This window comes from Nitratireductor sp. PBL-C9 (assembly GCF_050877045.1).
In the GTDB taxonomy this organism is placed as follows: domain Bacteria; phylum Pseudomonadota; class Alphaproteobacteria; order Rhizobiales; family Rhizobiaceae; genus Nitratireductor; species Nitratireductor aquimarinus.
Genome location: NZ_JBPAXW010000006.1, coordinates 134992 through 154495, shown reverse-complemented (window position 1 = coordinate 154495; position 19504 = coordinate 134992). Strand labels below are relative to the sequence as shown.

The window sequence follows — 19504 nt, the reverse complement described above, 5'->3', positions numbered from 1 at the left end:
TGTGTGTGCCCCGGGGTCCCAAGGGAGGGCAAGGCGGTTAGCCGGCGTGCTTCTTGTGGCCTGTCGATGCATTCAGTTCGGCTGCGGCCTTCAGAAGGGCCTTGAGCGCGTCTTCATCAATCGCATCGCCTTCGTGAAAGTCGATGGCGCGGCGGGTGTTGCCTTCGAGGCTGGCGTTGAAAAGGCCGGACGGGTCGTCCAGCTTCGCGCCTTTGGCGAAGGTCATTTTCACGGCCTTCTTGTAGGTCTCTCCGGTGCACAGCATGCCGTCCTGATACCAGACGGGAACGCCACGCCATTTCCATTCTTCCGTCACTTGCGGCAGGGCCTCCTGGACCAGTTGCCGAAGGTGGGCGAGGGTTTCGCCGCGCCAGTCATTCAGTTCCGCAATGCGTGCATCGATCTGTTCTGACGGGGTTTTGCCGGTGTCGGTTGCGCTCATGGGGCGATCTCCGATTGTTCTTTCTTGTGCGTGTCTGCTTTCGATGCTCAGTCGAGGCGTTCAAGAACCCTTTCGAGCTCCGCGATGAAGCGCGGCCATGCAGCGCTTGCGCCGCGATGGTAGGGCTTCTGTTCTGGCAGAAAGCCCTCCTGCTCCATGCGCAGCAATGTGCCGCCCGCCGTCGGCGTCAGCGTCCATGTGACAGTGCTGCGCAGATCCTTTGTGTCCCAGGCGTAGGAAAGCGTTCGGTACGGTTCGGCCTCTTCCACCACGCAGTCAACGCCACCCCAGTCTGCGGTCAGGCTGAAGCGGTGTCCGACGCGGGGTGCGAAATCGTTCTTCATCAGCCATTCGGCGATCAGGTGCGGCTGGGTGAGCGCCCGCCAGACCTTTTCCGGCGGATGCGAAAGCGCGCGCTCCACCACCACACAGAGCGTTTCGGCTGTTGCGTCGTTCATTGATCCATCCTGTCGAGAAGATCTTCCAGATCATCGAACCGGTTCTCCCAGAAGCCGGCCATCTCACGCGTCCAGTCGAGGAGCGGGGCCAGCGCAACCGGGTCGGCGCTGTAAAAAGTCTGTCGGCCGCTTTGCCGGTCATGCACCAGCCCGGCGCGCTTCAACACGCCAAGATGCTTGGAAACGGCGGGCTGCGATACCCCGGCCCCGGCGGTGAGGGCGGTGACCGTCAGATCGCCATCGCGGCACAGCCGCTCGAAGATGGTGCGGCGTGTGGGGTCGGCCAATGTTCGGAAGAGGGTATCGCGGGTCGGCTGCATCGTTACACATAACTACAGGGTTATTGTTTAATGAATAACCCTGTAGTTATGGATTTGTCAATGTCGGGGCTGTGCTGTGTGTCAGCCGGCCATCTGCCTCACCGCATCGAGCAGGAATTCATCCTGATAATGCGCGCCAGCAAAGGAAAGCCCCACCGGACAGTCATCGACCGTCATGATCGGGGCCGAGATCTCGGGAAGCCGCGCCACGCCGGAGAATGCGGTGAGGGTCATGGTCCGGTCGTAGAAATCGATCACCGCTTCCATTGTCGTCAGGGAGCCCTTCAGCGGCGCGATCACCGGCGTCGTGGGAAAGCAGACCACCGTGCCGGGGGTGAGGGCTGCGTTGATCGCCTGGAAGAGCCATTCGCAATGTTTGATGCTTTCGAGCGCGGCGATCCGGTCGAAGGCGGTCACATTGCCGTAGGCCATGGAGAAGGTGAAGCCGAGTTCCGGCTTCTCGGTCTCGATCCAGTTCGCAACCGTGCTCTGGAACTCCGCCGTCTGCAGGTCGCGCAGCGCCTTCAGATTGCAGTCGCTCAGGGGCGCAACTGCGCCGATCAGTTCCGCAAAGCGCATGGGCTCCGGCGCGATGCCGGTTTTCGCGGCAATCGCCTTCAGCGCGGCCTTCACCTGCTGCTGCACGGCCGCGTCGGCGATCTCCACCGCGTCCGTCAGGACGATGATACGCTCCAGCTTCTGCTGCTTGGCCTTGCCGCTGCGCAGGAGCACGCGCGCGGCGCTGTCGAGCGTTGCAAGGCTGTTTGCCACCACGCCCACCGTGCTGACGCTCGGCATGAAGGGCAGGACGCCGGCCTCCGAAACCCGGTGCAGCGAGGGGCGCAGGCCCCACAGACCGCACAGGCTTGCCGGGACGCGGATCGAGCCGCCCGAATCCGTGCCGAGCGAAAAGTCTGCGAGCCCATTGGAAACGGACGAGGCCGAACCGCTGGAGGAGCCGCCGGGAATGCGCTCCGGCGCATTGCCGTTGCGCGGCGTTCCGAAGAAATGGCTCTCGCCGTCGAGGCTGTAGGTGAACTCGTCAGCCACCACCTTTCCGACGCAGCGCGCTCCTGCGGCAAGCACCTGGTCGACACACAGCGCGTTGTGAACCGGGGCCGCATGGGCGTCCCGCCATGCCGGGCTGCCATAGGAGGTCTTAAGCCCTGCCAGGTCGATATTGTCCTTCACGGTGAAGGTCAGCCCATCAAGCGGGCCGGAGGCATGGGGCGCGAGGTCGAGTCGCTCGACCAGGGAACCGGAGGGATCGGCAAGGGATGTCTGGGGCATGGGCACTCCGAATCTGAGAACAGGCTGGAGCTTCCTGCGGACCACAATCGCTTCAATGTCTCAAGGCCCGGTGGCCGGAACCGGCGCGAACGCACCAGTCGCGATCCCGGGAGCGCGGGGAGGCGTGGTCAGGCCCCGTCGTATCTCTTCAGGCTGTTTCTCTGGAGCCCGTTTCTCTGGAGCCCGTTTCTCTGGAGCCATGTTTCGTAGAGATGCCCGCGCGCGCCCTGCGCCTGCGGGATGTGCGCTGCTTCAATGCCTTCCTGCTCATCGACGGGGCGGGCAAGCTCGGCGGCGATGGAGGCTGTCGACAGGCCATAGGGTTCGGCCTCGTCATTGGAATAGGCGAAGAAGACCCGGTCGATACCGCACATGCGCATGGCGGCGAAGCACATGGGGCAGGGCTGGCCGCTGGCATAGACCGCGCAACCGTCGAGATGGGGCGCGCCCAGCGCTTTGCCGGCGGCGCGCAGTGCAAGCAGCTCGGCATGGGCGGTGGGATCGCAGTCCACCGCCATACGATTGACACCGCGCGCAACCACCGCGCCGTCCTTCACCACCACGGCGCCGAATGGCCGGCCACCCTCATCGACATTATCGAAGGCAAGCGCGATGGCTTCGTCCAGAAAACGTTTCGTATCGCTCATTTTGCCCCTGCGCCTTCCAGAATTTCGATCATCTCCGTGTAGCCGCTGCGTTTTGCGTGCTGCAATGGGGTCACGCCTTCGCGGTCGGCAATGTCGGTGTCTGCGCCGGCGTCGACCAGCAGTTTCACAATAGCCGTATGGTTCGGCCCGCCATCGCCCAGGATCACGGCTTCCAGCAGCGCCGTCCAGCCCAGCTTGTTCACATGGTCGAGATCAACCCCGGCCTCGATCAGCGTGCGTACGGTCTCCACATGGCCGCGGTCGGCTGCCGGGATGAGCGCTGTTCCACCGAAGCGGTTGGTGCTTTCAAGGTCTGCGCCGTTGTCGAGCGTCAGGCGCAGAATATCCTGATAGCCGCGTGCGCCAGCCAGCAGATAGGGGCTGTCCTCGATTCCGTCCTTCGCATTGACGTCAGCACCCGCCTCGATCAGAAGGCGCGCGGCCTCCCCCTGGTTTGCCTGCACGGCGGCCATGAGGGCCGTTCTCTTGCGCGCGTCACGCTCATCGACGGCAGCGCCGTTTTGAAGCGCGCTCTCCAGCGCAGCGATGTCGCCACTTTCGGCAGCGGTGATGAGGGGCGTTTGTGCAAAGGCGCCGGTTTGAAAGGCGGTGGCCATCAGGGCTGCTGCCACGAGGCGGAGAAACCGCCGGCCGGATTGTGCGCGCAATACATTCATTGAGGTCTCCCGATCTGCTGGTCGGGAAAGACCTTAGTCCATCAATTGTGACGAAGTTTGGAGTGCGCCGGTGCGGCTATTCGCTCACTGCGCCGACAACCGGGTTGTTGCTTTCGCGCAGGCTCACCCAACGGCCGGTATGCGTGCTGGCCTGACGCTTCAGATAGCTATAGCCGGTGGCGCTCCACAGCTTCACGCTGTTGTTGAGGTTGTCGAGAACGAAGTCCCCGCGATCCGTGCGCACGGTCAAGACCGCATGGCCTTCGCCATTGGGCTTGCGCACCACGGTGATCAGAAGGTTGGAGAGCGAAATGCCGGCCCGTTTCAGCGCGCGGCGCTTCTCGAGCACATAGTCCTCGCAGTCGCCAACGCCGGTGGAAGGGTAGGTCCACACTTCTTCCTGGCCATAGATGTCGATGTCGTTCATCGGCTCGATGGCGTTGTTCACCGCGGTGTTGATCTCGGTCAGGGTTTTCCAGAGCGTTTTGGTCATATGCACCGGCCCCTGATCGCGCATGCGGATCGAGCATTCGACCGGGTTGGCCTTGCAGAACTCGTAATGACCGATGGGCTGAGAGGTCAGTCCGCCGGTTTCCATCAGATTCATCGCTCCGGCCGGTGCAATCATGCCCCCTGCCAGAAAAAGGCTCGCAAGAACCCCACTGCGGAATCCCCCCCGCAAAGCAGCCATCATGGCGCTCCCCGCTCGTTTCAATCGTTAACGAAACGTTAAGGATGATGGGGTGTCGGTGTCAATCAGCAGAGCGGCAATCTTACCAGCTATGGTTACCAGCGGTGCTTCTGGCCACCGGCTTTGGCGCTTCCTGTTGCGCAAATGCCATTGCCGCAGGGGATGATCTGCGCCCGACACTGAAGCTTTTCAGCGTCGGGCGATAATTGTGATGACCGGTAGATCAGGACGCGCCGGTGGAGCCTGTGGACGGCTTGCGGCTGCGGGCGGCCGGCTTTTTCGCCGTCCCGGCGCGTGGTTTCGCCGGTGCGGCTTCGGCTGCTGCCGGCTTTGCGGTCTTCAATCCGCCGGCCGGGTTGCTGCGCATAAAGTCGAGAATGCGCGGCGCGATTTCGGAGCGGAAACGCGAGCCGTTGAAGACGCCGTAATGGCCAACGGCGGGCTGCATGTAGTGATGACGCATGTCGTCGGGAATGTTGACGCACAGATCATGCGCGGCCTTCGTCTGGCCGACGCCGGAAATATCGTCATTCTCGCCTTCCACCGTCAGAAGCGCCACGCGCTTGATGGCGGAAGGGTCGACCAGTTCGCCGCGATGGCGCATCTGGCCGCGCGGCAGGTCGTGCCGGATGAACACGGTCTCCACGGTCTGCAGGTAGAACTCGGCCGTCAGGTCCATCACCGCCAGATATTCGTCATAGAAGTCGCGGTGCTTCTCCGCGGAATCGCCATCGTTCTTCACCAGATGCATGAAGAAGTCCTTGTGCGCCGTGATGTGGCGATCAAGGTTCATGCTCATGAAGCCGGAAAGCTGCAGGAAGCCCGGATAGACCTGACGCATGAAGCCCGGATTGGGCCACGGAACCGGCATGATGACATTGTCGCGGAACCACGAAATGTCCTTCTCCTCGGCCAGCTCGTTCACGGCGGTCGGGTTCTTGCGGGTGTCGATGGGGCCGCCCATCAGGGTCATGCTGGCGGGCACGGTCTTTGCGCCGCGCGCCTCCATGATGGCGATGGCGGCAAGCACCGGCACCGAGGGCTGGCACACGGCCATCACATGCGTGTCTGGACCCATCTGCTCGAAGATGTCGATCAGATAGTCGATATAGTCGTCGAGATCGAAAGAACCGTCGGCCAGCGGCACCATGCGCGCGTCCGACCAGTCGGTGATGTAGACATCGGCATAGGGCAGCATGGTCTCCACCGTGCCGCGCAGCAGCGTGGCGTAGTGGCCGGACATGGGCGCGACCATCAGGATCTTCGGGCCGGCATGCGCGCCTTCGGGCAGGTCACGCTTGAAGCGGATGACGTCACAGAACGGGCGCGACCAGACGATCTGCTCGTTGACGGCCACTTTCACGCCGTTGACGCTGGTTTCCTTCAAGCCGAATTCAGGCTTGGTGTAGCGGCGTGTGCTGCGCTCGAAGACCTCGGCAGCGGCGGCGACGCTGCGTCCGAAATAGGTCTTGGCGACCGGGTTCATGGGGTTGCTGTAAAAAAGCCGAACGGCGTCGGCATAGGCCCGCGCCGGCTGCAGCGCGGCGTGGTTGAATTCATAAAGCTGATAATACATTGCTAGGTTTCCTGGGAGGACCTTCGCTATGGCCAGGCCGCCAGGGGAAGTGGATATGTGACGGCGAAGCCTTGGTCGTTTGCATGCCAATCAGAGTAAACGACTTTTGCTGCGTTGCAATAGAAGCGCGCGTTTCCGATTTCTCGGAGAGCGGGCGTTTTATCAAGTATATGATTCTAAAAGAGAAAATAAGACTGCACGTCAAGCGTTGCTGTTGCGGCGCAGCATGAGAAGGCGGCTTTCCGGCGAAACATCGGGCGGGATTTCGATCAGAAAGCGCTCTTTCAGTGCTTCGGGCGCTGCATTCAGAGGCCATTCGGCAAAGCCGTGACGTTCGTAGAATGGCGCGTTGAAGGGCACGTCGCGAAACGTGCTGAGCGACACACCTTCGAGGCCGAGCGCCCGGCTCTCACCGATCACGGTCCGAAGCAGCCGCCCGCCAAGCCCGCGGCGTCCGTGCTCGGGCGCAACGGAGAGCTCTTCGACATGGAGAAATGCGTCGATGGGGCTGGTGATGACAAAGCCCACCGGGCCGTCTGCCACATGAACCGCCACGAATGTGCGGCGCTGCGCGGCGAGCCTGTCAAAGGCGTCTGCTTCCATCGCCGGTGTGGCGGCGAGATCCGCGTGCCCGTGTTCGGTAAAAAGCTGCGCAGCGCGCACCTCAACGGCCGGTAGCTGCTGCGCATCGGCCGGCCGGTAAGGGCGGATCACATAGTCCTGAACTGCGGTTGCCGTGGGCCTGTCCTCGCGGTTTCGGGGATTATTCCGCGCCCTCGACAAGCACCATGTCGGCATCGGCCACCGTGTTGCGGATGGCTTTCGCCGCTTGGTATTCGGGCGAGTTGTAGCAATCATGTGCGGCCTGCAGCGAGGGAAACTCGATCACCACATTGCGTCCGCGTCCGGTGCCTTCCAGTCCTTCCCATTCGCCGCCGCGCGCCAGAAAGCGCGCGCCGAACTTTTCGAAGGCCGGTTTGGCCGTGGCCACATAGTCCTTGTAGCGCTCGGGGTCGCGCACATCGACATGGGCAATCCAGTATCCCTTGGGCTCCTTGGGCTCGTTGGGCATGGTTCCTCCTCCCTTGCTTGGTTCCTGCCTGTTCTGTCAGGCTGCCGCCATCTCGTTGAGAATGGCTTCTGCCGCAGCCTTTGGATCTTGTGCCGCCACGATGGGGCGCGCAACCACCAGATGCGTGCTGCCGGCGCGGATGGCGTCGCCTGGCGTCATGACGCGTTTCTGGTCGCCATGGTCGCTGCCGGCCGGCCGGATGCCGGGCGTCACCAGCGCCATGTCAGGGCCGGCCACGCCGTGCATTTCCTCCACCTCGGTCGGGGCGCAGACAATGCCGCCCATGCCGGCCTCGCGGGCCTGGGCAACGCGCTTTGCAACCAGTTCACGGGCGGTGAGCGCATAGCCCGCATCGTTCAGGTCGGCATCGTCCATGGAGGTGAGAACGGTCACGCCGAGCAGGGTCAGGCCGGAGCCTTCGGCTGCCTTGACCGCAGCGCGCATCGCCTTGGGGTAGGCGTGGATGGTGAGCATGGTCATGCCCATCCGCGCGATGTTCTCGACGCCCTTGGCCACCGTGTTGTCGATGTCGAGCAGTTTCATGTCGAGGAAGATCTTCTTGCCGGAGCCGGCCAGCTCACGCGCGAAGCTCAGGCCGCCGGCAAAGGCGAGCTGATGCCCGATCTTGTAGAAGGACACCGTGTCGCCCAGCGCGGCGACCACGCGGTCCGCCTCGGTCAGGGTCGGTACATCGAGGCCCACGATCAGGCGGTCGCGAATATCGTTGGTCATGGTCAGGCTCCCACACGGGTTGAGGTCAGTTTGGCACGTTCGATCAGTCCGCGACAGACGGCTTCCATCATGCCCCGTGTGCGCTCGTCCCTGAAGCTGCCATCGGTGTCGAAGGCATCCTGTGCGCGGGCAACGGAGCATTGAGGGGTGATGATGTCGGCCTTGCAGTTCATCAGCACGGCGCGCAGGTGATAGAGCCCGCGAATGCCGGCGAAATTGCCGTCGGAAGAAGAGCAGAGCGCGATGGGCTTGCCGGCCCAGGGGCGCAGGGGCTTGCCATTGTCCTTGGAGAGGCGGCTTACCCAGTCGATCGTGTTCTTGAGCAGAGGCGGAATGGAAGCGTTGTATTCGGGGCTGGCGATCAGCACTGCGTCATGCGCGGCGATCAGCCGGCCGAGCCGGTACACATTCTCGGGAATGCCTTTCTCCCGCTCCAGATCCTCGTCCATGATCGGCAGCGGATAATCCACCAGCGATATGCGCGTGACCTCCGCACCCTGCTGCGCGAGTTCCTTCATGGCTGCGTCGGCGGTCTGGCCGCTATAGGCGCCCGTGCGGATCGATCCTGCAAAGACAAGGATTTTGGGGGTCATCGGCGAATGCTCCTCTGTTTGCGAAGAGCCGTATAAGCAATGAACTTTTCAATCAATGGAATATGCGTGTGGAAGACCGCCACCGGCGGCAGATGTGAAAAGGAGCCGACAAGCGGCTCCTGAAGACGTTTTTGCTGGTGGTTCACCGGCCCGTTCAATCCGGGGCTCGATCTAGTGCTTTCCCCGGCGATAGACCCAGAGCTGTGTCGGGGGGATGTTGCGCAGCACGAAATCGAAATGCTCGACCGTGTAATTGCCCTGGCCCGCCGGGATCGGGGATTTGGGGCCGTAGGTGAGCTGCACCACCGGACGTCCCTCGGGAATGAGGTCGAGAAGGGAATCCATATAGGCAACGCGCTCTTCAACGGGGAAGTTGAGCAGCGGAACGCCGGACACCACGCTGTCGAACAGTTTGGGTGTCTTGTCGCCCAGCGCCTTTTCCAGCGTGTTGCGGATATCGAAGGCGTTGCCCTCGATCACGTTCACGCCCGGATAGGTCTCGCGCAGATGGGTCACGAAATCCGGGGAGTACTCAACGGCGTAAAGGTTCTGCGGGTCGACGCCATGGGCGAGGATCGCCTTGGTGATGACGCCGGTTCCGGGGCCTGCCTCGAGAACCGGTAACCCGGATTTGGTGTCGATGACCGATGCCATCCGCCGGGCGGTGACACTGCTTGTGGGCATGATGGCGCCGACAGCCTTGGGCTGGTCAATCCAGCCGCGAAAGAAGCGCAGTTCTTCCCCAAAACGGTCTGCGATCGCTTTGCGCACACCTTGCCCTTTGCTCATCGTACCGCCATCCTCCTTCAAAACCCCGTTATAAAATCATTTTTGTTGCGGGAAGTATCCCGCCATTCCGCAGATCGGGCCGAACAGCCCGATCCAGTCCAATAGCCCAATGCAGTCCAATTGCACCGTGCGGCTATTCTCCGAAGGATTCGAAGAAGTCCTTCATACGTGAAAAGAAGCCTGCCGACTGCGGGCTATTTTCCTTTGAAGAAATTTTCTCGAACTCTTCAAGAAGCTCACGCTGTTTTTTCGTGAGGTTTTGCGGCGTTTCTACGGCCACCTGAATGTAAAGATCGCCAACCTTGGTCTGTCGCAGCACGGGCATGCCCTTGCCGCTGAGGCGGAACTGGCGGCCGTTCTGGGTCCCTTCGGGCACTTTGACACGGGCCTGCGTTCCATCCAGCGTGGTGACCTCGAAAGAGCCGCCGAGTGCTGCCGTGGTCATCGAGATGGGCACCTTGCAGTAAAGGTCGGCGCCGTCGCGCTGGAAAAACTCGTGTGGTTTGACCGACAGGAAGATGTAGAGGTCGCCGGGCGGTCCGCCGCGCAGACCGGCCTCGCCCTCGCCGGCAAGGCGAATGCGCGTGCCGTCTTCGATGCCGGCCGGGATGTTGACCGAGAGCGAGCGCTCTTCGGCCACGCGGCCCTGTCCGGAGCACTTCTGGCAGGGGTCGGAAATGGTTTCGCCACGCCCCTGACACTGCGGGCAGGTGCGTTCGACGGAGAAGAAGCCCTGTGCCGCGCGCACACGGCCCGAGCCATGGCACATCTGACACTGGGTCGGAGACGTGCCGGGCTTTGCGCCGGTGCCGGCGCAGTCGTCACAGGCCACGGCGGTTGGCACGCGGATCTGCCCGGTCTTGCCGGCGAACGCCTCTTCCAGCGTGATTTCCATGTTGAAGCGCAGGTCTGCGCCATGCTGGCGACCGCCACGGCGACGCCCGCCGCCCATCATGTCGCCGAAAATGTCTTCGAAGATATCGGCGAAACCGCCGCCACCGCCGCCGAAGCCACCGCGTCCACCCATGCCGCCATTTTCAAAAGCGGCATGGCCGAACTGATCGTAAGCCGCACGCTTCTGCGGATCACGCAGCGTTTCGTAGGCTTCGTTGACTTCCTTGAACTTCTCTTCCGCCTCGCCATCGCCAGGGTTGCGGTCCGGATGGTACCGCATGGCGAGTTTGCGAAAGGCGCTTTTAAGTTCCTTCTCGTCGGCGTTTCTCGACACGCTGAGCGTCTCGTAAAAATCTGCCTTCATCAATGAGAGTCCCGCATAATCTGTTTGGAGCGAACACTGTTCCCCCGATCAGTGCCCGTTATTTAGGTATTCGCGACAGCGAATGCCATAGTTTGCGGCAGATTGCCAGCGGCACGGGGCATCACACGCCATGCGCGCAGGCATCCGGAACCCCGTCAGGCTGCAGCCACGTTCGTGCGCGGCTTCTGCCGGCCGAGGCCGGCAGCATTCAGCAGATATCCAGAAAGCACGTTTTCGAAGAAGCGGAACGACGCCATGGCGACGAAAATCGTCAGAAGCATCACCGCGCCCGTATAGGCGAAAAACAGAGCGACCGAGGGCGACTGGATATAGTGCCCCCAGATGAAGGAGAAGAAAATGCTCTCCGTTACCGGGTGCCACAGATAGACGCCGAAGGAAACGGCCGCCGCCGGGCGCAGGAAGGCGGGATAGGTGTAGCCATCGGGATTGTTGCGCTCCACGACGCCAGCCAGAAACACGGCAACCGCCAGGAGCAGAAGCGTCACATAGATGTCGAGCCGGAGCGCCATGGAGGTGCAGGCGAGCAGGATTGCGACCCAGGCAGGCCAGCGGGCCGACACGGTCAGCGCGGAGCGCCTCACGAGCACGGCAAGAAGCGCGCCCAGCACGAAATCGGCAAAGGTGCGGTAAGCGCCCCATGTGTCTGCCTGAACCCAGCTCTCGAAGGGCATGACGCCCGTGCGCACCATTACTTCCAGAATGGCGTAGCAGGCGAACAGGAGGCCGAACAGGCCCGTGAGCCCGCCACGGCGATAGGCCATGATGATGACGGGCAGGAGAAGATAGGCAAACCACTCCGCCGAGAGAGACCAGGAGACGAAATTGAAGGTGAGATGGTCTTCCACGCCCCAGGCCTGGATCAGCAGCAGGTTGGCGGGAAGGGCGCTCCAGTCAAAAAGGGCGGCTTCGCCACCGGTGCGGAGAACGCCGAGCGAAACCAGAAGGCCGATAAAGACGAAGTAGGACAGCGTCGCCAGATGAAGCGGGTAGAGGCGTATCAGCCGCTTGTATAGATAGACGCCGTAGCTCCGGGCATCGCGCACCTGATCGCCATAGCGCGAGAAGATGAGAAAGCCGGATATGATGAAAAACATGTCGAGCAGTGGCCGCAGCGCTTCCAGCTCGTTTTTCACCTGAAGCCCTTCGCCGGGCGCGAAGTGGCCGAAGTGGTAAAGCATGATCAGAAGCGCTGCCGCAAAGCGCCAGATCTCATAAAGTCGATAGCGGATCATGAGCCCCCCGGCCAATCCAACAGATATTCTCGAGCGCCCTGTGTCCGTTCGGACGCATAAAGGGCGATCCAAGTTATTGATCGAGCATCGGAATAACCCAAAAACCGGATGCCGATTTTCGGTCCCACGCTCCAGTTTGCCGGCAATCTTATCGGGGGGATTCTTTAAAAGGCATGAAAAAAAGCCCGGGGCGAAAACCCCGGGCTTTTCAGATTCACTGCCTGACGATCAGGCCGACTTCTTGTCGTCTTCGTCGATCTCTTCGAAATCGGCGTCAACGACATCGTCGCCGGAAGCCTTGGCGTCAGCCGCTGCGTCTGCCTCGGCAGCTTCGGTCTGGCTGGCCTCGTACATGGCCTGACCAAGCTTCATGGAAGCTTCGGCGAGGGTGTTGGTCTTCGCCTTGATGTCCTCGGCGTCGTCGCCCTCGACGGCCGTCTTCAGGTCGGCGAGTGCGTCTTCGATGGCCTTCTTCTCTTCCTCGGAGACCTTGTCGCCATATTCGCCAAGCGACTTCTCCGTGGAGTGGATGAGGGCCTCGGCCTGGTTCTTGGCTTCGACCGCCTCGCGGCGCTTCTTGTCGGCCTCGGCGTTGGACTCGGCGTCCTTCACCATGTTGTCGATCTCATCGTCGCTGAGACCGCCGGAAGCCTGAATGCGGATCGCCTGCTCCTTGCCGGTGCCCTTGTCCTTCGCGGACACGTTCACGATGCCGTTGGCGTCGATGTCGAACGTGACCTCGATCTGCGGCACGCCGCGCGGTGCGGGCGGAAGACCGGTCAGGTCGAAGCGGCCAAGGCTCTTGTTGTCCGCAGCCATTTCGCGTTCACCCTGGAACACGTTGATGGTCACGGCATTCTGATTGTCCTCGGCGGTCGAGAAGACCTGGCTCTTCTTGGTCGGGATCGTCGTGTTGCGGTCGATCAGGCGCGTGAACACGCCACCGAGCGTCTCGATGCCCAGCGAAAGCGGGGTCACGTCGAGCAGCAGAACGTCCTTCACGTCACCCTGCAGAACACCGGCCTGAATGGCGGCGCCCATGGCGACCACTTCGTCCGGGTTCACACCCTTGTGCGGGTCCTTGCCGAAGAAGGCCTTCACGGTCTCCTGAACCTTCGGCATGCGGGTCATGCCGCCGACCAGAACCACTTCGTCGATCTCGCCAGCGTTGAGGCCGGCATCCTTCAGAGCGGCCTTACAGGGCTCGACAGTGCGCTTCACGAGATCCTCGACGAGGCTCTCGAACTTGGCGCGGGTCAGCTTCATGGTCAGGTGCTTCGGACCCGACTGGTCGGCCGTGATGAAGGGCAGGTTGATTTCGGTCTGCGAAGCGGACGACAGCTCGATCTTGGCCTTCTCGGCAGCTTCCTTCAGGCGCTGCAGGGCAAGCTTGTCCTGCTGCAGGTCGATGCCCTGCTCTTTCTTGAACTCAGCCGCCAGGTACTCGACCAGACGCATGTCGAAGTCTTCACCGCCGAGGAAGGTGTCGCCATTGGTGGACTTCACCTCGAACACGCCGTCACCGATCTCGAGGATCGAAACGTCGAACGTGCCGCCGCCAAGGTCGTAAACGGCGATGGTCTTGCCGTCTTTCTTGTCGAGACCATAGGCAAGCGCTGCTGCAGTCGGCTCGTTGATGATGCGCAGGACTTCAAGACCGGCGATCTTGCCGGCGTCCTTGGTGGCCTGACGCTGGGCGTCGTTGAAGTATGCGGGCACGGTGATGACGGCCTGCTCGACCTTCTCGCCGAGATAGGACTCAGCCGTTTCCTTCATCTTCTGAAGGGTCATCGCCGAGATCTGCGAAGGCGAATAGGTCTCGCCATGGGCTTCAACCCATGCATCGCCATTGTCAGCCTTGACGATCTTGTAGGGGACCAGCTTCTTGTCCTTCTCGACCGTGGGGTCGGAGAAGCGACGGCCGATCAGGCGCTTGATCGCGAAAAGCGTGTTTTCCGGGTTGGTGACAGCCTGACGCTTGGCCGGCTGGCCGACGAGACGCTCGCCCGAATCCGTGAATGCCACGATGGACGGGGTGGTGCGTGCACCTTCCGCGTTCTCAATAACCTTCGCGTCCTTGCCATCCATGACGGCGACGCAGGAATTGGTCGTTCCGAGGTCGATACCGATTACTTTTGCCATATCTTCTCTCCGCAAAGCAGACTGTCAGGACCCATACCGGCGTTCCAGATGACAGCCCCTGTTCACACGAAATTGCCGCAGCAGCGCCTCAGGACGAAACGCGCCAAACGGCTTCGTGGCGTATATAAGAATGGGATTTTTCAAGCGCAAGGCGGGATTTGCCCCGATTTGGCTTCGAAAGCGGGGTTCGGAGGCCGCGACCGGCGCTCTGACGCTTGCCCCGCGCGGCGTTGATGATGAAACGGAACGCTTCGGACTTTGAGGAAAAGTCAATTTGATCGGCTGCCGCTGATGTGAGAGCGGGTCGCCGAGGGGGGATTTGGCTCAGGCGATAACCGCCGATCAAACTGACATCCGGGAAAATAATGGTCCGAAGATTCGTGTTCTGGGGGCTCGTTGTGTCGTTCCTGCTCCAGGCAGGCTGTATCTGGGAGAACGAAGAAAAGAAGGCTGGCGCGAAGAGAGCACCGATCAGGCTGCCGGTCGCCATGGCGCTCAGGGCGGCGCAGAAGCCCGCCGCCGTGGAGGACGCCCTTGTGGCAATCAATCGCCTTGCGGAGCGCACCTGTCTGGCCACCGCCATCTATTACGAGGCGCGGGGAGAAACGGTGAGCGGGCAGAAGGCCGTCGCGATGGTGATCTTCAACAGAAGCAGGTCGCCTGCATATCCGCCCAGCATTTGTGGCGTGGTCTTTCAAAATGCGCGCTGGCGCAATCGCTGCCAGTTTTCATTCGCCTGCACAGGCATTTCACTGGTGCCGAAAGATGCCGAAGCCTGGCAGCTCGCATTCAGGATCGCCAAGGCCCGATACTCCTGCGCACCTGAATGCAACAATTACACGCTGGTCGACAAAACCAACTATCTGGCCGTCGACGCCACGCATTACTATGCCAATTATGTCAGCCCCAGATGGGCTAAACAGATGCACAGGCATGGCCAGATCGGGCGACACATCTTCCTGTCGCCCCGGTCCGCCGACGGAGTCTGAAAGTGCCGCCGCACCCTGCGGCAGCGGCTTCTGCTAGACTGTCTCCCAGCCATCATGGGTGGCGGCGCGATAGATGGCGTCTATGAGTTTCTGGTTCTTCACCGAATCCTCGAGCGTGAAGATCGCCGCCTCTTCGCCCCGCGCCGCCCGCGCGATGGCTTCCGCCTGCAGGCGGTACTGCCGGGCGCGGGGAAAACGGTGGACGCTGGCGCTGTTGTGATCGGCGCTGAACACGGTAACGCGGGTATCGCCATAGTCCGGGGTGTTGAAGGGGGCGTTGACCTCAATGAACCCCTTGTCGCCATGGAACACCATCGACTGTCTGAGCGCCATCTGCGTCGAGACGTAGAAGGTCAGTTCGAAGTTGCCGAAATCGGCCTTGGCGCTGGCGTAGATGTCGGTGCCGAAATTCGGGTCGCGCTCCACCATCGCCTGCACGCGCTGCGGCTCGCTGCCGGTTGCAAAGCGGGTGGTGACCGTGGGGTAGACGCCAATGTCGGGCAGGCCGCCACCGCCAAGCTCCGGCTTGTTGCGCATGTTGTCGGGGTCGACATTGTGATAGCAGAACACGCCCTGTACATGCCGCAGCCGGCCGATGGCGCCTTCGGCGATCAGGTCACGCACCTTGTGCCATTGCGGGTGGTAAGTGACCATGAAAGCTTCCGAGACGACGACATTGTTCCGGTCGCGCGCCTCGATGACGCGGGCAATGTCCTTTGCATCGAGCGCCAGCGGCTTTTCGACCAGCACGTGCTTGCCGGCGTCGGCCGCCCTGATGGCCCAGTCCACATGATCGGAGGTCGGCAGCGGGATGTAGACGCCGTCCACATCCGGCGAGGCGAGAAGCGCGTCGTAGGACGAGAAGGTGTGCGGAATGCCGAAGCGCGCAGCCAGCGCCTGCGCTTTGGCCTCATCGCGGCTGGCAATCGCCGTCACCACGCCGTTTTCGGCATCCTGGATCTGCGGAATAACCTGCTCGCGACCGATCTTGGCCGTCGAAAGAACGCCCCAACGGAACATGGATTCTCCTCCTGAATTTGGCGCAGGCAATCACATAGTTCGGGGAAAGAAAACCGATAAGGTTTTCCGACTCTTTTTGTTCTGCTAATGTTCCGCAAACAGTCTTGGAGACACCCATGCCTGCAGATGAGCCGGTTCACCTGGTGGAAGATGGAGAAACCGGAGATCGCTTTCTGATCTACGACGGTGAAAAGGGGCTGCGGCTCGATATCCGTTATGAAGCTGAAACGCTCTGGATGACGCAGGAGCAGATCGCCCGGCTTTTCGGACGTGACGTCTCCGTCATATCCCGGCATGTAACGAATGTGATTGCCGAAGGAGAGTTGGACGAAGAGAGTTCTTTGCAAAAAATGCAAACAACTCGAGGACGTCCAGCCGTACTCTACAGCCTCGATATGATCATCTCTGTTGGCTACCGGGTCTCGTCCGCGCAGGCCACCCTGTTCCGCCGCTGGGCCACCGGGATTCTGGTTCAGTTCGCGCGCAAGGGCTTCGTTGTGGATGCCGTGCGCCTGAAGCAGGAAAGCAACCGGGATCGCATTGCGGAACTGCGGGAGATCATCCGGGACATTCGTTCCGATGAAGCGAATGTTTATCGGGAACTGCAGCGAATCTGCGCCCTGTGCCAGGACTATGATGGGCGTTCAGCAAGCGCGCAGAGCTTCTTTCAGCAGACGCAGGCAAAGCTGATTTATGCCGTCGTTTCGCAGACGCCATCAGAACTGGTGCAGGCGCGCGCCAACCACCAGTTCGAGAATATGGGCTTGCAAAGCTGGCCCGGCGACGCAATCCGAAAACGGGATGTGACTGTTTCCAAGAACTATCTGGCCGAAGCGGAGCTCCGCGAACTCAATCGCCTGACCACGATCCTCCTCGACATATTCGAAGATCAGGCGGATCTTGGCCGTCTGGTGGTGATGGACGATGCGACCCGTCTTCTGGAGGCGCAGCTGGTCGGACTTGGACGAACCGTTCTGCGTTCAGGTGGCAGCGTTAGCGCGGAGGCTGCAAAAGAACATGCGCGCAGCGAATACACACGGTATTCCGAACAGCTCAAAATTGAACGCCATAAGAAAGCGGACGAGCACATTTCTGCACTCGTCCGCGAAGCCAAGCGGCTCCCCAAAGGGCGCCGCTGATATGTGATCTAACCGCGCAGCGTGCCGCCGGTCTGCTTGCCGACATTGGCCACGATGCGGCCGGCGATGGCTTCGAGTTCCTCGTCCGTCAGCGTCTTTTCGCGCGGCTGGATCGAGACTTCGATGGCGACCGACTTCTTGTCTTCGCCGAGCGATGCGCCCTCGAAGATGTCGAACACGCGCACGGCGGTCACGAGCTTCTTGTCGGCTGCCGCGGCTGCCCGCTCGATGGTTGCCGCCTCGACCGATTTGTCGACCACAAAGGCGAAATCGCGGCGCACGAGCTGGAAGGGTGAAAGCTCCAGGCGCGGCTTGGTGCGCGTTGCCTTCGCCTTGGGCTCGGGGATCGTGTCGATGAACACCTCGAAACCGCAGATCGGTCCTTCGGCGTCCAGCGCCTCCAGCGTGCGCGGGTGAATCTCACCGAACGTGGCGAGCACGATCTTGGGTCCAAGACGGATCGTGCCGGAGCGGCCCGGGTGATACCAGTCCGGACCACCGGCCACGATCTGCAGCTTGTCGACAGGTGCGCCCGCTGCCTCGAGAGCGGCCAGCGCATCGGCCTTGGCGTCGAACACGCCGACCGCTTCGCTGTTGCCCGACCAGTGACGCCCGGAGCCGTCCATCTTTGCCGTGCCGCGGCGGATGCCGCCGGCAACCCGGCGCTGGCCAGCATAGCTGTCATTCTCATAGGTGCTCGACACCTCGAACAGAGCCACATCGGCAAAGCCGCGCGCTGCATTGCGCTGGGCGGCTGCGATCAGGCCCGGCAGCAGCGAGGGGCGCATGTCCGACATGGCTGCGGCAATCGGGTTGGAGAGCTTGAGCGATGCATCGCCACCACCGAAGAGCTTCGCCTGCGCTTCATCGATGAAGGTCCAGGTCACGGCTTCCATCATGCCGCGCACGGCAAGAGCGCGCCGCGCATTGCGGGTGCGGTTCTGCAGGACGGTGAGGATCTGGCTGTTGACCGCGCCGTGGGAGGAGAGGGGCTCGGGCGCGATCTCGTTCACGCCGTGAATGCGCATCACCTCTTCCACCAGATCGGCCTTGCCGTCGATGTCCGGCCGCCAGGACGGCACGGAAACCTCAAGCACGTCGCCCTCGCCCGTGGAGGCGAAGCCGAGACGCTGGAGAATGTCCTTGCTCTCGGCACTCGACACATCGAGACCGGTCAGGCGCTTCACCTCGCTCACCGGGAAGGTGATGCTGCGCGGCTCGTAGCCCTGATAGCCGACCACGCGGCTTTCGCTCGGCTCGCCGCCGCACAGGTCCAGAACGAGCCGGGTGGCGACTTCAAGACCGGGCTCCATCATCTCCGGGTCCGCGCCGCGCTCGAAGCGGTAGCGCGCATCGGTGATGATGCCGAGATCGCGGCCGGTGCGGGCGATGTTCATCGCGTCCCAGAGGGCGGATTCGATCAGCACGTCCGTGGTGTTCTCATCACAGCCCGAGTGCTCGCCGCCCATGATGCCGGCAATCGACTCGACGCCATTGCCATCGGCGATGACGCACATCTCCGGGGTGAGTTTGTACGTGCGCTCGTCAAGCGCCAGAACCGTCTCGCCTTCTTTGGCCCGGCGCACGGTGAGGTCGCCCTTCACCTTGGCGGCGTCGAAGACGTGGAGCGGGCGGCCAAGATCGAAGGTCACATAGTTGGTGATGTCGACCAGCGCGTTGATCGGGCGCAGGCCAATCGCCGTCAGACGCTGCTGCATCCATTTGGGCGAGGGGCCGTTCTTCACACCGCGCACGAGACGCAGCGCGAAGCCGGGGCAAAGCTCCGGTGCTTCGATGGTCAGCTCGACAGGGCACGCGCCCTTGCCGGCAACCGGCGCAATGGGCGCATCCCTGAGCGTGCCAAGGCCGGCAGCCGCCAGATCGCGGGCAATGCCATGCACGCCGGTGCAGTCGGGACGGTTCGGCGTCAGACCGATCTCGATCACCGGGTCGTCAAGGTTCGCCCAGCTTGCGAATGAAGTGCCGACGGGGGCGTCTTCGGGCAGGTCGATGATGCCGTTGTGCTCGTCCGACATCTGCAGCTCGCGTTCCGAGCACATCATGCCGTGGCTTTCCACGCCGCGGATCTTGCCGACGGAGAGCGTCACGTCGATGCCGGGCACATAAGCGCCGGGCGCCGCGAACGCGCCGATAAGGCCCGCACGCGCATTGGGCGCGCCGCAGACCACCTGAACCGGCTTGCCGTCACCCGTGTCGACGGAAAGAACCCGCAGCCGGTCGGCATCGGGATGCTGCTCGGCCGTCAGAATCTTTGCGATCACGAACGGCTTCAGCGACGCCTTGTCGTCCACCTCTTCGACCTCAAGGCCGATCATGGTGAGCTTCTCGACGATCTCGTCGAGCGTGGCGTCGGTCTCAAGGTGCTCCTTGAGCCAGGAGAGCGTGAATTTCATGG

At 62.0% G+C, this 19504-nt stretch carries 20 protein-coding genes; 2 read left to right on the top strand and 18 right to left on the bottom strand.

Going from position 1 to position 19504, the window contains the following annotated elements; all coding sequences use genetic code 11:
* Positions 1-37: 37 nt before the first annotated feature.
* The 16 genes from ACRTG1_RS14245 to dnaK all read right to left on the bottom strand — a co-directional run bounded on the left by ACRTG1_RS14245 (position 38) and on the right by dnaK (position 13940).
* Entirely contained in the window at positions 38-442 is a 405-nt protein-coding gene (locus ACRTG1_RS14245) for a DUF1801 domain-containing protein (protein WP_432516444.1), read from the bottom strand.
* A 47-nt stretch (positions 443-489) separates the two neighbouring features.
* Positions 490-900, bottom strand: a complete 411-nt coding sequence (locus ACRTG1_RS14240) for an SRPBCC family protein (protein WP_317088512.1) — start codon at positions 898-900, stop codon at positions 490-492.
* Positions 897-1220 (bottom strand): ArsR/SmtB family transcription factor, encoded by a 324-nt coding sequence (locus tag ACRTG1_RS14235; protein ID WP_113153670.1) that lies wholly within the window; start codon positions 1218-1220, stop codon positions 897-899. Before ACRTG1_RS14235 ends, ACRTG1_RS14240 begins: the two co-directional genes overlap by 4 nt.
* 81 nt (positions 1221-1301) lie before the next feature.
* A complete protein-coding gene (locus ACRTG1_RS14230; RefSeq protein ID WP_432516443.1) occupies positions 1302-2510 on the bottom strand; it encodes an amidase family protein in 1209 nt (402 codons plus the stop codon).
* Between the two features lie 128 nt (positions 2511-2638).
* Positions 2639-3157, bottom strand: a complete 519-nt coding sequence (locus tag ACRTG1_RS14225) for a nucleoside deaminase (RefSeq protein ID WP_432516442.1) — start codon at positions 3155-3157, stop codon at positions 2639-2641.
* The gene (locus ACRTG1_RS14220) at positions 3154-3834 is read right to left on the bottom strand and encodes an ankyrin repeat domain-containing protein (RefSeq protein ID WP_432516441.1); all 681 of its coding nucleotides are present in this window, start codon (positions 3832-3834) and stop codon (positions 3154-3156) included. The genes ACRTG1_RS14225 and ACRTG1_RS14220 overlap by 4 nt, the downstream gene beginning before the upstream one ends.
* A gap of 76 nt (positions 3835-3910) precedes the next feature.
* Positions 3911-4462: a transglutaminase-like cysteine peptidase gene (locus ACRTG1_RS14215; protein WP_222474331.1), complete on the bottom strand. Its 552-nt coding sequence runs from the start codon at positions 4460-4462 to the stop codon at positions 3911-3913.
* A 286-nt stretch (positions 4463-4748) separates the two neighbouring features.
* A complete protein-coding gene (locus ACRTG1_RS14210; protein ID WP_206549289.1) occupies positions 4749-6101 on the bottom strand; it encodes a polyhydroxyalkanoate depolymerase in 1353 nt (450 codons plus the stop codon).
* A 201-nt stretch (positions 6102-6302) separates the two neighbouring features.
* Positions 6303-6815, bottom strand: coding sequence for a GNAT family N-acetyltransferase (locus ACRTG1_RS14205; RefSeq protein WP_432516440.1), 513 nt, complete (start codon positions 6813-6815; stop codon positions 6303-6305).
* 49 nt (positions 6816-6864) lie between these two features.
* Positions 6865-7173 (bottom strand): DUF1330 domain-containing protein, encoded by a 309-nt coding sequence (locus tag ACRTG1_RS14200; protein WP_206545531.1) that lies wholly within the window; start codon positions 7171-7173, stop codon positions 6865-6867.
* A gap of 36 nt (positions 7174-7209) precedes the next feature.
* A complete protein-coding gene (pyrF, locus tag ACRTG1_RS14195; protein ID WP_432516439.1) occupies positions 7210-7905 on the bottom strand; it encodes an orotidine-5'-phosphate decarboxylase in 696 nt (231 codons plus the stop codon).
* Between the two features lie 2 nt (positions 7906-7907).
* The gene (locus ACRTG1_RS14190) at positions 7908-8498 is read right to left on the bottom strand and encodes an NADPH-dependent FMN reductase (protein WP_113153678.1); all 591 of its coding nucleotides are present in this window, start codon (positions 8496-8498) and stop codon (positions 7908-7910) included.
* A 171-nt stretch (positions 8499-8669) separates the two neighbouring features.
* Positions 8670-9287: a phospholipid N-methyltransferase PmtA gene (gene pmtA / locus ACRTG1_RS14185; protein WP_113153679.1), complete on the bottom strand. Its 618-nt coding sequence runs from the start codon at positions 9285-9287 to the stop codon at positions 8670-8672.
* 133 nt (positions 9288-9420) lie between these two features.
* Positions 9421-10545, bottom strand: coding sequence for a molecular chaperone DnaJ (gene dnaJ / locus ACRTG1_RS14180; RefSeq protein WP_113153680.1), 1125 nt, complete (start codon positions 10543-10545; stop codon positions 9421-9423).
* Positions 10546-10700: 155 nt separating this feature from the next.
* Positions 10701-11798 carry an acyltransferase family protein gene (locus ACRTG1_RS14175; protein WP_432516438.1) on the bottom strand — a complete coding sequence of 366 codons (1098 nt, stop codon included), beginning with the start codon at positions 11796-11798 and terminating at the stop codon, positions 10701-10703.
* 228 nt (positions 11799-12026) lie between these two features.
* Positions 12027-13940, bottom strand: a complete 1914-nt coding sequence (dnaK, locus tag ACRTG1_RS14170) for a molecular chaperone DnaK (RefSeq protein WP_113153682.1) — start codon at positions 13938-13940, stop codon at positions 12027-12029.
* Positions 13941-14305: 365 nt separating this feature from the next.
* Here dnaK and ACRTG1_RS14165 point away from each other — a divergent pair, with 365 nt between their 5' ends.
* Positions 14306-14929, top strand: a complete 624-nt coding sequence (locus ACRTG1_RS14165) for a cell wall hydrolase (RefSeq protein WP_222474334.1) — start codon at positions 14306-14308, stop codon at positions 14927-14929.
* 33 nt (positions 14930-14962) lie between these two features.
* Here ACRTG1_RS14165 and ACRTG1_RS14160 read toward each other — a convergent pair whose 3' ends face one another.
* Positions 14963-15949 carry a Gfo/Idh/MocA family protein gene (locus tag ACRTG1_RS14160; protein ID WP_113153683.1) on the bottom strand — a complete coding sequence of 329 codons (987 nt, stop codon included), beginning with the start codon at positions 15947-15949 and terminating at the stop codon, positions 14963-14965.
* A 116-nt stretch (positions 15950-16065) separates the two neighbouring features.
* Here ACRTG1_RS14160 and rhuM point away from each other — a divergent pair, with 116 nt between their 5' ends.
* On the top strand, positions 16066-17088 hold the full coding sequence (rhuM, locus tag ACRTG1_RS14155) for a RhuM family protein (RefSeq protein WP_297563656.1): 1023 nt from the start codon (positions 16066-16068) through the stop codon (positions 17086-17088).
* Positions 17089-17096: 8 nt separating this feature from the next.
* On the opposite strand, the gene pheT is transcribed toward rhuM, so the two are convergent.
* On the bottom strand, positions 17097-19502 hold the full coding sequence (gene pheT, locus ACRTG1_RS14150; RefSeq protein WP_432516437.1) for a phenylalanine--tRNA ligase subunit beta: 2406 nt from the start codon (positions 19500-19502) through the stop codon (positions 17097-17099).
* Positions 19503-19504: the final 2 nt, after the last annotated feature.

Bases quoted from the DNA above. Each gene is read 5' to 3' on its own strand.
- ACRTG1_RS14245 (WP_432516444.1), bottom strand. From the start codon at position 442: ATGAGCGCAACCGACACCGGCAAAACCCCGTCAGAACAGATCGATGCA.
- ACRTG1_RS14240 (WP_317088512.1), bottom strand. From the start codon at position 900: ATGAACGACGCAACAGCCGAAACGCTCTGTGTGGTGGTGGAGCGCGCG.
- ACRTG1_RS14235 (WP_113153670.1), bottom strand. From the start codon at position 1,220: ATGCAGCCGACCCGCGATACCCTCTTCCGAACATTGGCCGACCCCACA.
- ACRTG1_RS14230 (WP_432516443.1), bottom strand. From the start codon at position 2,510: ATGCCCCAGACATCCCTTGCCGATCCCTCCGGTTCCCTGGTCGAGCGA.
- ACRTG1_RS14225 (WP_432516442.1), bottom strand. From the start codon at position 3,157: ATGAGCGATACGAAACGTTTTCTGGACGAAGCCATCGCGCTTGCCTTC.
- ACRTG1_RS14220 (WP_432516441.1), bottom strand. From the start codon at position 3,834: ATGAATGTATTGCGCGCACAATCCGGCCGGCGGTTTCTCCGCCTCGTG.
- ACRTG1_RS14215 (WP_222474331.1), bottom strand. From the start codon at position 4,462: ATGATTGCACCGGCCGGAGCGATGAATCTGATGGAAACCGGCGGACTG.
- ACRTG1_RS14210 (WP_206549289.1), bottom strand. From the start codon at position 6,101: ATGTATTATCAGCTTTATGAATTCAACCACGCCGCGCTGCAGCCGGCG.
- ACRTG1_RS14200 (WP_206545531.1), bottom strand. From the start codon at position 7,173: ATGCCCAACGAGCCCAAGGAGCCCAAGGGATACTGGATTGCCCATGTC.
- pyrF (WP_432516439.1), bottom strand. From the start codon at position 7,905: ATGACCAACGATATTCGCGACCGCCTGATCGTGGGCCTCGATGTACCG.
- ACRTG1_RS14190 (WP_113153678.1), bottom strand. From the start codon at position 8,498: ATGACCCCCAAAATCCTTGTCTTTGCAGGATCGATCCGCACGGGCGCC.
- pmtA (WP_113153679.1), bottom strand. From the start codon at position 9,287: ATGAGCAAAGGGCAAGGTGTGCGCAAAGCGATCGCAGACCGTTTTGGG.
- dnaJ (WP_113153680.1), bottom strand. From the start codon at position 10,545: ATGAAGGCAGATTTTTACGAGACGCTCAGCGTGTCGAGAAACGCCGAC.
- ACRTG1_RS14175 (WP_432516438.1), bottom strand. From the start codon at position 11,798: ATGATCCGCTATCGACTTTATGAGATCTGGCGCTTTGCGGCAGCGCTT.
- dnaK (WP_113153682.1), bottom strand. From the start codon at position 13,940: ATGGCAAAAGTAATCGGTATCGACCTCGGAACGACCAATTCCTGCGTC.
- ACRTG1_RS14165 (WP_222474334.1), top strand. From the start codon at position 14,306: ATGGTCCGAAGATTCGTGTTCTGGGGGCTCGTTGTGTCGTTCCTGCTC.
- ACRTG1_RS14160 (WP_113153683.1), bottom strand. From the start codon at position 15,949: ATGTTCCGTTGGGGCGTTCTTTCGACGGCCAAGATCGGTCGCGAGCAG.
- rhuM (WP_297563656.1), top strand. From the start codon at position 16,066: ATGCCTGCAGATGAGCCGGTTCACCTGGTGGAAGATGGAGAAACCGGA.
- pheT (WP_432516437.1), bottom strand. From the start codon at position 19,502: ATGAAATTCACGCTCTCCTGGCTCAAGGAGCACCTTGAGACCGACGCC.